At 64.0% G+C, this 12041-nt stretch carries 11 protein-coding genes; 8 read left to right on the plus strand and 3 right to left on the minus strand.

The genetic code is table 11. The features are described 5' to 3' along the window. Nucleotides 1–47 precede the first annotated feature (47 nt). The 7 genes from GEV39_RS26040 to GEV39_RS10490 all read left to right on the plus strand — a co-directional run bounded on the left by GEV39_RS26040 (nucleotide 48) and on the right by GEV39_RS10490 (nucleotide 6488). Nucleotides 48–392, plus strand: coding sequence for an alpha/beta fold hydrolase (locus tag GEV39_RS26040; RefSeq protein WP_249414338.1), 345 nt, complete (start codon nucleotides 48–50; stop codon nucleotides 390–392). A 10-nt stretch (nucleotides 393–402) separates the two neighbouring features. Then, entirely contained in the window at nucleotides 403–798 is a 396-nt protein-coding gene (locus GEV39_RS26045) for an alpha/beta fold hydrolase (protein ID WP_249414339.1), read from the plus strand. A gap of 257 nt (nucleotides 799–1055) precedes the next feature. Next, entirely contained in the window at nucleotides 1056–1568 is a 513-nt protein-coding gene (locus GEV39_RS10475; protein WP_110678344.1) for a GrpB family protein, read from the plus strand. 83 nt (nucleotides 1569–1651) lie between these two features. Next, on the plus strand, nucleotides 1652–1960 hold the full coding sequence (locus tag GEV39_RS26050; protein ID WP_249414358.1) for a hypothetical protein: 309 nt from the start codon (nucleotides 1652–1654) through the stop codon (nucleotides 1958–1960). Between the two features lie 427 nt (nucleotides 1961–2387). Beyond that, the gene (locus tag GEV39_RS10480) at nucleotides 2388–3935 is read left to right on the plus strand and encodes an AMP-binding protein (protein WP_173888779.1); all 1548 of its coding nucleotides are present in this window, start codon (nucleotides 2388–2390) and stop codon (nucleotides 3933–3935) included. 14 nt (nucleotides 3936–3949) lie between these two features. After that, on the plus strand, nucleotides 3950–5113 hold the full coding sequence (locus tag GEV39_RS10485) for an acyl-CoA dehydrogenase family protein (RefSeq protein WP_173888781.1): 1164 nt from the start codon (nucleotides 3950–3952) through the stop codon (nucleotides 5111–5113). A gap of 64 nt (nucleotides 5114–5177) precedes the next feature. Continuing rightward, complete coding sequence (locus GEV39_RS10490) at nucleotides 5178–6488, plus strand: MFS transporter (RefSeq protein ID WP_173888783.1); 1311 nt, start codon at nucleotides 5178–5180, stop codon at nucleotides 6486–6488. On the opposite strand, the gene GEV39_RS10495 is transcribed toward GEV39_RS10490, so the two are convergent. After that, nucleotides 6473–7435, minus strand: coding sequence for a LysR family transcriptional regulator (locus GEV39_RS10495; protein WP_173888785.1), 963 nt, complete (start codon nucleotides 7433–7435; stop codon nucleotides 6473–6475). The two genes, GEV39_RS10490 and GEV39_RS10495, sit on opposite strands and share 16 nt — an antisense overlap. Nucleotides 7436–7584: 149 nt before the next feature. On the opposite strand from GEV39_RS10495, the gene GEV39_RS10500 reads away from it, so the two are divergent. Further along, on the plus strand, nucleotides 7585–8922 hold the full coding sequence (locus GEV39_RS10500; protein WP_173888787.1) for a DUF1329 domain-containing protein: 1338 nt from the start codon (nucleotides 7585–7587) through the stop codon (nucleotides 8920–8922). 90 nt (nucleotides 8923–9012) lie between these two features. On the opposite strand, the gene GEV39_RS10505 is transcribed toward GEV39_RS10500, so the two are convergent. Beyond that, nucleotides 9013–10971 (minus strand): alkyl/aryl-sulfatase, encoded by a 1959-nt coding sequence (locus tag GEV39_RS10505; RefSeq protein WP_173888789.1) that lies wholly within the window; start codon nucleotides 10969–10971, stop codon nucleotides 9013–9015. Nucleotides 10972–11077: 106 nt separating this feature from the next. Then, entirely contained in the window at nucleotides 11078–11977 is a 900-nt protein-coding gene (locus GEV39_RS10510) for a LysR family transcriptional regulator (protein WP_173888791.1), read from the minus strand. Between the last annotated feature and the right edge of the window lie 64 nt (nucleotides 11978–12041).

A 12041-nucleotide genomic window follows, 5' to 3' on the forward strand; every position in this document is an offset into this window, starting at 1 on the left:
ACTCAAGCGTGCAAGATCGATCATTCTTCATGCCATCGGGTGCATTCATGCTCAAGCAAACGCCCGTCGTGTTCATCAACTGCCTCATCGGCTGCCTTGGTCACAGCTCCCTGCATAAGCGCCTGTGTCCACTTCCGGTCATCGTGCCTGACCTGCTCGGATATGGCCGTCTGAGTGGTGTTACGCCATGCAACGTGAATATCCCTTCTCAGATCGAGCACCTGCACCGAGAGATCGGCAAGCACGCCTCAGGTGGGCGAGTACACCCGGTCGGCCACTCCGTGGGTGGGGTTGTAGCCATGCTCTATGCGAGGCGTTATCGAGATCAAGTAGCCAGCATCACAAGCGTAGAGGGCAATTTTTCACTGAAAGATGCGTTCTGGTCTTCATAGTGTGGCAAAAATGTCTGCGCAAGAAACAGAGGCTCTGCTAGCCGACTATCGTGCAAATTCGAAAGCTTGGATGGAGCGCGCAGGGGTTGCTTCTAGCCAGCAACGCCTTGAGGTTGCTATGGCCTGGTTGGCTCATCAACCCTCCAGCACAGTGCAAGCCATGGCCCGATCAGTGCTGGTCGAGACCGGAGGTGATGATTACCACGATGCCTTGAAGGCGGTATTTTCTTCTATACCTGTGCATCTGCTGGCCGGAGAGCGCTCCCGGGCCGAATGGGATGTGCCTGACTGGGCGATAGCCCAGTCGGCCAGTATCACCATCATGCGTGAGGTGGGCCATCTGATAATGCTTGAGCAGCCACAGGCATTTGCGCAGGAGATCGCCCAGATACTCGATCAGGTTTGATCGGAATCACGGAGCAGCGCACGACAACCTCGTTAAGGGTAATGGTGCGCGGCTGCTCTCGACCCATTGCTGCCCTCCGCATGGGGGGCAGTCGGCCAGAAGTACACGGTAGACAGGACAGCTATCCAAACTCGATCAGATTCGAATTTGATCTACTGAATTGTCGCATGGCCGGGGTATCGTTATCAGTGGCTGGCGAATTCACAAGTATTGAGGGAACATTCGGAGTATCAGGTACTAGCCACCAAGGAACGGAAATGGCACTGACCAGCAAAATCACTCCCTATGACCCCACTTGGCCCGCCCGCTTTCTGGCAGACAAGCCACTCATCGCTTCGGCCTTTGGCGATGAACTGATCGCCATACAGCATGTTGGAAGTACCTCCGTTCCAGGGCTCGCGGCGAAGCCTGAGATCGATGTGCTCATCGAGGTTCACGATCATAGCAACGCCTCGGCGCGGGACGAGGTGTTGATGGGCTTGGGATATGTGCGAGGAAGCGACTTGTCGGAAGGGCATCATTTCTATCGGCGTAATGTGGATGGGATTCGCACGCACAAGCTCCACGCTTGTGTCCGTGGCCACCTTGCGATCACCCAGATGGTGGGGTTCAGAGATTTGCTTAGATGCGATGCCTCTATGCGCCAGCAGTATGAAGCACTGAAGCTCCAACTTGAGTCGAGCACTACAGGTGGGATGGCTGAGTATCTGGAGAAAAAGTCTCCGTTTATTATCGCGGCACTAGTGCATGCCGGCATCGTATCTGGATGACCGATGGGTTGCTAAGCGGCGCCGGTATCAAGTGTCTGCATTGGGTCGGTAGCGGTCATCCACGACCGGAAGCTTGCGACCCATTGCAGACACTCACGCAAAGGAGCACTGCAAACCGAGGCCTCCGATCGCCATCAGGAAGTGCTTCATGGGGCGCTATCAGCTTTCCCTTGGTGCTGATGTGTTTTGCAGGGATTTGCCTACTGGCGGCATACTGGCTTGGATACGTTGCAGTCGGTGACATCTGGATCGTCACCGTAGTATCGGTCACCTCGTTGTTGCTTCTCGAGCCCGTGATCGTGTGGTCTCTTTTTCATGAATCCCCAGGGCGGGGAGCGCTCATTGGCTTCATCCTAGGGGCCTTGGGGATGCTGGCCACTGTATTGCTTTAACTCACTCTTCTGGCCCAGCATCTACTGTTGGGCCAGTTCGCACGAATTGCATTCATTTTCCGTCTGGTACCGTTGCCTGGGCCTGCGAGTGAAATCGGATCCGGCAGCAGCATCATGGAGAAATCAGCCCGTCTGGCGCAGAGCTAGTCAGACTGTGTGAAAGCCTATTGACCGGCCTTACTCGCCCCGACTTGTGCGGGGCGTTGTTTTTGCTGACAAAGCTTTTCATCAGCGCTGACACCTCCTTTTAAGTATTACAGCTGAGCGCCCCGCAATGTGCCTTCCCCGAACGATCACCGAGCTGCCGGCGGCCACTCGCGGTACGCCAGCCAATAAAGGTATGGCCCACATCTGAATCTGGTATTTCATCTGCACGCGCACAGCTGATTAGCATCGTCGATGTCTTTCTGTCGACGAGAACAATAACGTGAACCTTGGATCGATCATTACCCGAAGTGCCCGCTACTGGGCGGACCACATCGCCGTGGCGGACAGCCAGACGCGCCTGACCTACGCGCAGTTGGAACGGCGCAGCAACCGCCTGGCGTCCGCGCTGGGTACGCTTGGCGTGGGCGTTGGCGAGCATGTGGCGATTCTTGCCGCCAACCGTGTGGAACTGGTCGAAGCGGAAGTGGCGCTGTACAAGGCGGCGATGGTCAAGGTGCCGATCAATGCGCGGCTTTCGGTGGATGAAGTGGTGCGGGTACTGGAAGACTCCTGCACGGTCGCACTGATCACCGACGCGCGCTTTGCCGAGTTGCTGGCAGCCCGACGCGCGGAGTTGCCGCTGCTGCGCCAGCTGATCGTGCTGGACGGCCAAGGGGGCGACCTGGGCTATTGCGCGTTGCTGGAGCGCGGCAGCGAGGCACCGCTGGGGCTGGACCCGGCCGACGATGCGCTGGCCGTGCTGCATTACACCTCTGGCAGCTCGGGCGTGCTCAAGGCCGCGATGCTGTCGTTCGGCAACCGCAAGGCCCTGGTGCGCAAAAGCATTGCCAGCCCCATACGCCGCTCCGGGCCGGGCGACGTCATGGCCCACGTGGGGCCCATCACCCATGCCAGCGGCATGCAGATCATGCCGCTACTGGCGGTGGGCGCCTGCAACCTGTTGCTCGATCGGTATGACGACCGCCTGTTGCTGGAAACCATCCAGCGCGAGCGGGTTACGCGGCTGTTCCTGGTACCGGCAATGATCAACCGCCTGGTCAACTACCCCGGCGTCGAACACTTCGACCTGTCCAGCCTGAAGCTGGTCATGTATGGCGCCGCACCCATGGCGCCGGCCCTGGTGAAAAAGGCCATCGAACTGTTCGGGCCAATCCTCGTACAAGGCTACGGCGCCGGGGAAACCTGCTCGCTGGTCACTGTGCTGACCGAGCAGGACCATTTGGTGGAAGACGGCAATTACCAGCGCCTGGCCTCTTGCGGGCGGTGCTACTTCGAGACCGACCTGCGGGTAGTCAACGAAGCCTTCGAGGATGTAGCACCCGGTGAAGTCGGCGAGATCGTGGTCAAGGGCCCGGACGTGATGCAGGGCTATTGGCGCGCCCCGGCGCTCACCGCCGAAGTGATGCGCGACGGTTATTACCTCACGGGCGACCTGGCCACGGTCGATGCACAGGGGTACGTGTTCATTGTCGACCGCAAGAAGGAAATGATCATTTCCGGCGGGTTCAACGTGTACCCCAGCGAGGTGGAGCAGGTGATTTACGGCTTCCCCGAGGTGTTCGAGGTGGCGGTGGTCGGCGTGCCGGACCCGCAGTGGGGCGAAGCGGTGCGCGCGGTGGTAGTGCTCAAGGCGGGCGCACAGCTGCAGGCCGACGAGCTGATCGAGCGTTGCGGCCGGGCGCTGGCCGGTTTCAAGAAGCCGCGCGGCGTCGATTTTGTCAGCGAACTGCCAAAAAACCCTAATGGCAAGGTGGTGCGCCGCCTGGTCCGGGACACCTACTGGCAACACAGCGAACGTCGCATCTGACCAGGAGCATGACCATGTACCAACCCAGTGCCAAAGCTGCGCAGATTATCGAAGCAATCGAAGGTTTCGTCCGTGACCAGGTTCGCCCGCTGGAGCAGCAAGCCCAGCTGGACTGGGCGCGCCCGCATCCGCAACCGGTGCTGCGCCAGGTGTGGAAGCTCGCCAGCGAGCAGGGCCTTTACACCGTCATGCTGCCTGAAAGCATGGGCGGTGCCGGCCTGAACGTGGCCGACCTGTGCGCGGTCAAGGAGGCCACGGTGCTGACCGGTTCCATGTTGGCCTCACACGTGTTGGGCGAGCTGTCGGGGCCGCCGCGGGTCGGCCACCTGTTCAAGGTGGCAAGCCCCTACCAGGTCGAGCGCTTTCTCAAGCCGGTGTGCCGTGCTGAAAAGGCCGTGTGCTTTGCCCTGACCGAAGCCGAGGCTGGCTCCGACGCGACCGCCATCAGCACCCAGGCACGTCGCGACGGCGACCACTATGTGCTCAGCGGCAGCAAGCGGTACATCTCCGGAGCCACGTACGCCGACCTGGCCGTGTTGCTGGCGGTGACCGGGCCAGGCAAGGGCGCCCAGGGTATTTCGGCATTCTTCGTCGACCTTGACGCCCCAGGGGTGCGCATCAACAGCGATTATGCGGTGATGTCTGGTGGCGGTGCCCATGGCGACATCCTGCTCGACCAGGTGCGTGTGCCGGCGGCCAACCTGATCGGCGAGGAAGGGCAGGGGTTCAAACTGGCCATGGGGCGCATCACCCTCAACCGCCTGTTGCATTGCCCGACCCTGCTGGGGATGGCCGGCCTCGCCCTGAACCTGTCGATCGAGCATGCGCGCAGCCGCAAGCAGTTCGGCCAGCCCATCGCCATGTTCCAGGCGGTCAACCACATGATCGCCGACATGGCCACCGAGCTGCACGCTGCGCGCAGCATGGTGTACGCCACGGCCCAGATGAACGATGCCGGGGGCGATATCCGCACCCAGGCGCCGATGTGCAAATTGTTCGTCTCCGAGGCGGCGTTCCGCATCGCCGACAAGGCGGTGCAGGTGCACGGCGGCGCGGGGCTGTTGCAGGGCCACCCAGTGGAGTGGATATTCCGCGCCACGCGGATGATGCGGATCCTCACCGGCACCAGCGAGATCCAGCGCAACACCATCGCCAAAGGGGTGCTGATGCCTGCCTGACCGATGGGCCGCCCTGGCGGCGGCCTTTTTGCACCGCCCCACAACAATAACAAGAGTACTCCCCATGACTGCGGATTCTTCCCTGCCCAACCCCCGTACCGCCTGGCTAGTGGCCGCGCTGCTGGCCCTGCTGATGCTGGTCAACTTTCTCGACAAGGTGGTGATCGGCCTGGTAGCGGTGCCGATGAGCGCCGAACTGGGCCTGACGGCTACCGAGTTCGGCCTGATCGGGGGCGCCTTGCACTGGTTCTTCGCGATCTCCGCCGTGGTCGGTGGCTTCATGGCCAACCGGCGCCCCACCCGCACCTTGCTGCTGGGCATGGGTCTGTTCTGGGCGCTGATCCAGCTGCCCATGCTGTTCGCCACCTCACTGTGGGCCATCGTTGCCTGCCGGGTGCTGCTGGGCATCGGTGAGGGGCCGGCATCGCCGGTGGCCACCCATGCACTGTACAAGTGGTTCCCCAACGACCGGCGCAACCTGCCAGTGGCCCTGCTGCATGCCGGCAGTGCCATGGGGCTGCTGGTGGCAGGGGCGATGATCCCCTGGGTCAGCCTGCATTACGGCTGGCGGACCAATTTCATCATCCTGGCGCTGATCGGCCTGCTGTGGTGCCTGCTGTGGTGGCGGCTGGGCCAGGAGGGCACCCTCGAGCGCCTGCGCGCCAGCCAGCTCAAGGCCGATGAACCGGCTATTGCCTACCGCCGGCTGCTGGGGGACCCCAGCGTGCTGGGCAACTACCTGTGCCACTTCGCCGCCAACTGGTCGTTGGCGCTCACGCTGACCTGGGTGCCCAGCTACCTCCAGGTTGGCCTGGGTATCGACCCGCTGCAGACCGGGCGCCTGTTCGTCATGTTCGTGGTCGTGACCACGCCGCTGAGCTTGCTGCTGGCCTGGTTCTCCCAGCGCCTGATGCGCCGCCGCGTGCCGTCACGTGTGGCCCGCGGCGTGTTCGTTTCAGTGTGCCTGATACTGGCTGGCCTGTTGTCGGCGTCGCTGATGCTGCCTGGCCTCAGCACGGTAGCAAGGGTTGCCGCGCTGACGCTCAGTGGGGGCCTGGCGCTGGTGATGTATTCCGTGGGCCCGGCGATGCTCGCCGAGTTCACCCCGGCGGCCCAGCGCGGCGGCATCCTCGCCATGGGCAATGGCATTGCCTCGTTGGCCGGGCTGGCAGCACCGCTGGTGACGGGCTTGCTGGTTCAAGGCGCAGGCAGCGCACACCCGGCGGGGTATGCCCAAGGCTTTCTGGTATGTGGCGCGGTGCTGGTGGTGGCCGGGCTGGTGGGGCTGGCCACGCTGAACCCGCAGCTGACCCAGCAGCGCCTGCGCGTGCCGGTGGCCGCTGGCGGGAAAGCGCGCGCTCAGACCGCTAGCTGAGCGCCGGGCATGGCCTCCAGCGGCTGTGCTTCTTTGCCGATCAGTTCGCCTCGCCAGCGGCCGCTGTTGACCAGGTCGATCAGCACGCTGCGCACCAGGTCGCGCAGGCAACCGGCGGCGAACGACAGGGGCTTGTGCTGGGAATGCGCCAAGGCAATGGTGCGGCTGATGGCCGGTTCAACGATACGCCGCGCCGCCGTGGGTTCCAGCAATGTGCTCAGTGGCGGCCAGTTGCTGATGGTCGCTGCCAGGCCCGCGCGCACCAGGCTGGCGATGCCGGGCGCCGATTGCTGTTCGTAGGCGGCGGCCAGGGGCACGGCGGCCTGCATCGCCGCTTGCTCGATGCGCCGGCGCAGGTGCAGTGTTCTGGGCGGCAGCACCAGCCGGGTGGCGGCGGCTTCGGCGAGGCTGATGGTGTCGGGGGTGCCAGGGGCTGATGCACCGACCCAGTACAGCGCCTCGGTGAAGATCGGCTCGGCCTCGACATGCTCGAGTTCTTCGGCATTGGGTACCACGCCGAAGTCCACCTTGCCCAGCTCGATGGCCTGGCCGCCTTCACGGCTGAGGCCATCCCACACGGTCAGCGTCACGCCGGGGAAGCGCTGTTCGGCGCGCCTGAGAATTTCCGGCAGCAGCAGGTCGGCGGCCGTGGCCGGAATGGAGATGGCCACATGGCCCTTGGGGTCGCCGCGGCTGGATTTCAGCTCATCCTTCACCGAGTCCAGTTTCTGTACCACTTGCCGGGCCACCTCGTAGAGCTGGCGCCCGGCATCGGTCAGGGCTATGCCATCGTGCTGGCGGTCGAGCAACTGCATTTCCAGTTCACTTTCCAGCAGGCTGATCTGCCGGCTCAGCGCCGGCTGGGCAATGTAGGCGCGACGTGCAGCCGAAGAGAAGCTGCCGGCGTCGACGATGGCGATCAGATAGCGGAGCTGTTTCAAGGTCATCGGAGCGGTTCCAAGGGTATGCCGAACTGATATGGCACGTATCCGAACACGTTATTTGTGGGGTTCGGAGCGCGGCTCCTAGTATCACCCCGAAAGCGCTTGCCAAGGCAAGCCGGCCAGGACCATACAACAACAAGAGGCCAAGCCCGATGAAACCATTTGCCCTGCTGCGCAGCGCCCTGTGCATCAACGCCAGCCTGCTGAGCCTGTGCATGGCGGCCACGCCATTGCCCGCAGACTTGACGCCGGTGGGGGCCGAACGCGGGCCCAGTAGTGACGGCCGCATACCGGCCTGGAACGGCGGCCTGCACGCGGGGCAAGTGTCGCTGGCGGTCAACGGCACGCCACTGGACCCCTATGCCGATGAGCGGCCGCTGTATGTGATCAGCGCCAGCAACTACACCCAGTACCGCGAACAGTTGACGGCGGGGCAGGTGGCCTTGATGCAGCGTTATCCCAAGTCGTTTCGCCTGCCGGTGTACCCCTCGCATCGCAGTGTCGCGGTGCCGCCACGTGTCAGCGACTGGGCCCGGCACAATGCCGCCAGCGCGCGCCTGGTCAATCACGGCAACGGCGTGGCGGGCTTCGCCGGCGTGGTGGCATTCCCCAGGCCGGGCAACGGCCTGCAGGTGCTGTGGAACCACCTCACCCGGCCGCGCAACGGCAGTTACAGCCTGGCCTCGGACAGCATTACCCCGCGTGGCGATGGTCGTTTCGCGACCATCAGCCTGCAGCAGAACTTCGCCCGCCCCGACGTGCTGGAAGGCGGCCAGGCGGGCAACGTGCTGTATTACCTGAGTTACCGCATGACCGCGCCGTCGCGCTTGGCGGGCGATGCCGTGGTGCTGCACGAAACCCTCGACCAGGTTGCCCAACCGCGCCTCTCGTGGCTGTACAGCAGCAGCCAGCGGCGGGTGCGTCGCGCCCCGGCGCTGGCCTATGACAGCATCACCCCGGGTACGGCCGGCCTGCGCACCGCCGACAGCCGCGACATGTTCAACGGCGCCCCGGACCTCTACCACTGGACCCTGGTGGGCAAGAAGGCCCTGCACGTACCGTATAACAGCTACCGCCTGGCTTCGCCGCTGCTCGGTTATGCCGCACTGATCGGGCCTGGCCATGTCAACCCGCAACCCACACGCTACGAACTGCACCGGGTGTGGGAAGTGCTGGGCACCCTCAAGCCTGGGGCGAAGCACCTGTACGCCAGCCGCCGCTATTACCTGGACGAGGACAGCTGGGCCATCCTCGAGGCGGATTTCTTCGACCATGAGGGCCGGCTGTGGCGCACCGCCCAGGCGCACAGTTACTACCACGTCACGGGCCAGGCGCTGGTCAATGCCATGGAGGCGATCTATGACCTGCGCACTGGCCGCTACCAGCTGTCTGGCCTGACCAACGAGCAGCCCAGGCCATACGTCTTCGACGTACGCACCCATGCTTCCTACTTTTCCCCTGGCGCATTGCGCAGCCAAGGGTTGCGTTGAAACAGGCCCCTTATCGCTTCCGAGCACCCTCATACCCTTTGCAAGCGCCAGGTTTAGCGCCGCTCGTTTCAGGGCGGCGCTGTTGGTGATTCAAGGGGTGACGATATTGAAGCGCCCGTCAGGCTCGTCCAGCCCTGCCATGAAACGCATGAACTTGACGCGCTCCCCCCTGATCGCGATATCACCCACGGTTGCTTCCTTGAGAAAGCCGGTCTGCTTCAGGGCGATGCGGTCCAGGGTCGCCTTGCTCATGTTCACTTCGACATCTGCCTGCCCATGGCGGGTGTGGTCGCGGTGGGTGAGCACCCCGTTACGCAGGGTCAAGGCGTAGTCGTCGTTCAGGTCGGTGAAGTGCCAGTTGATGGTCAGGTCCTGCTCGGCGGCCTTGGCGGCATCCACGCGCACACCCAGGTAGTCGAAGAACAGCGTCGGGGTCAGGGCGCGTATCAGGTCGTCCGCGCTGCCGCCTTTGCTGGCGGCAGGTGCCACGCCGTTGCGCAGCTCTTGCGCACCGGTCAGGTACGCGTTGCGCCAGGTGGCGTTCTCGCTCTGGTAGCCCAGTTGCTCCAGGGCGTCGGCCTGCAGCTCGCGCGCGGCGCGGTTGTCGGGCTGAGCGAACACCAGGTGCCGCGTCAGCTCGGCAACCCAGCGGTAATCACCGCTGCTATAGGCCTCACGGGCCAGGGTCAGCACCCGCTCGGCGCCACCCAGGGCCTTTACGTAATGCGTACCGGCTTCGCCAGGCGGCAAAGGGTCCAGGGTTGCCGGGTTGCCGTCGTAAAAGCCCATATAGCGCTGGTACACCGCCCGCACGTTATGGCTGAGCGAGCCGTAGTAGTCGCGGCTGTACCATTTGCTGGCCAGCCGGGGCGGCAAGCTGGTCAGCTCGGCGGCGATTTCGGTAGGGCCCAGGCCGCGGTTGATCAGGCGCAGGGTCTGGCTGTCGATGAAGGCGTACATGTCGCGCTGATCGGCCAGGTAGTCGCGTATCGCCGCGCTGCCCCAGGTGGGCCAGTGGTGCTGGGCAAACACCACCTCGGCCTGCTCGCCATAGCGCACCAGCGACTGGTCGAGGTAGTGCGCCCACACCTTGGCATCGCGCACTTGGGCACCGCGCAGGGTCAGCACGTTGTGCTGCACGTGGGTGGCGTTCTCGGCCATGCACAGGGCTTTGAACTGTGGGAACCACAGGTTCATTTCAGCTGGCGCCTCGGTGCCAGGGGTGAGCTGGAACTCGATGTCGACACCGTCGATGCGCAGGGTCTCGAAGGGCTGTTCGATCAGCCGGGTCGGGGCGATCAGGCTGACCGTGGCATTGGCCGGCACGCCTTTGCCAAGGCCGGCATCCACCTGGCCGCGTGGCCCGCGGGGCAGTGGCGCGCCGTACATGTACTGCGCACGGCGCTTCATTGCCGGGCCGGCCAGCACATTTTCGCTCACGGCATGTTCGAAGAAACCTTGCGGGGCGATGACCTGTACCTTGCCGGCCTTGACGTCCGCCTCGTCGACCACCCCACGCACCCCGCCGAAGTGATCGACGTGCGGGTGGGTGTAGATCACCGCCACCACCGGCCGCTGCGGGCGATGGCGCATGTACATGGCCAGCCCGGCCCGGGCGGTTTCCACCGACAGCAGCGGGTCCATCACGATCAGGCCGTGCTCGCCTTCGATCAGGGTCATGTTGGCCAGGTCCAGGCCGCGCACCTGGTAGATGCCCTCGCTGACCTTGTACAACCCGGCAAGGGTGTTCAGTTGGGCCATGCGCCACAGGCTTGGGTTGACCGTGGCCGGTGCATTGCCTGCCAGGAAGGCGTAGCGCTGCAGGTCCCAGACGGTTTTGCCGGCGGCATTGACCACGGGCTGGTCGACGGCTTCGAGCAGGCCGCGGCGGGCATTGTCGAAGTCGCTGCGGTCGTCGAAGGGCAGGCGCTGCAACCATTGCTGGTTGCTTTGGCGGGTGAACTCGCTGGCTTGCTTGGCCGGCTCTACGGCCAGCGTTGCGTGGGGCAACGCCAGGGCCAGCAGGCAGGGCAGGGTGCGCAGGTGCATGGGGTGGTCCTTATTGTTCTGTTCTGAGGGCAAACACTCTAAGGACAGAGCTCGCTGGCGAACCAATACCACTCTTGCATGGCTCCCCATGCCCAATTGCGATGGCTCAGCCAGCACCGATGTCCATGATGCGCGCCACCAGCCAGGCCAAAGCCGGGTCGTGCTGACGATGGGCAAGGTACACCAGCTCCAGTTGGAACGGTTGAAGGGCGAACGGCAGCTCGAACACCTGCAACGGCAGCAGCCTGGCGAAATGGCGGGCCAAGGCGGTAGGCAGCACCACGCACAGGTCGGAGCTGGCGGCCAGGTGCGCGGCCTGCAGGTAATTGGGCGTGGTGTAGACGATGCGCCGGGCCAGACCCTGTTCCCCCAGCCATTGGTCGACCATGCCACGGGTCTGGCCGCCGTGCACCCACAAGTGGCGCAGGGCGAGAAACGCCTGAAGGTCGAGCGTGCCCTGCACGTCGGGGTGGCCCTGGCGCACGGCCACGTGCAGGGTTTCGCTGCGCCAGTGGCGCCGTTCGTAGCGGGCGGGCACGTCATCGAAGCGCCCCAGCACCAGGTCGAGTTCGCCCCGGTCGAGGGCTTCGGCAGGCAGGTTGGGCGCCAGGTGCAGCACATCCACGCGCAAGTGCGGGGCCTGGGTTTGCAGGGTGGCCAGCAACTTTGGCATGCACAGCTGTTCGGCGAAGTCAGTCAGGGCGATGCGCAGTTGCCGGTGGCTAAGCCTGGGGTCGAAGCGGTCACCAGCGCCAAGGGTCTGTTCGATCTGCAGCAAGGCCGCGCGAATCGGGCCTTCCAGGGCCAGCGCGCGCGGGGTGGGGCGCATGCGCCGGCCGACGCGCACCAGCAGCGGGTCGCCCAACAGGTCGCGCAAGCGTGCCAGCGCATTGCTGACCGTCGGCTGGGTCAACGCCAGGCGCTCGGCGGCGCGCGACACGTTCTGTTCGCGCAGCAGCATGTCCAGCACGCGCAGCAGGTTGAGGTCGAAGTTGGCAATATTCATGCAAAAAATACATGGGATGGAAAATGAGAATTTCAAAAATAGTAGGCGCCTGACTAGGGTGAGG

The organism is Pseudomonas sp. NY5710 (assembly GCF_013305665.1).
Classification (GTDB): domain Bacteria; phylum Pseudomonadota; class Gammaproteobacteria; order Pseudomonadales; family Pseudomonadaceae; genus Aquipseudomonas; species Aquipseudomonas juntendi.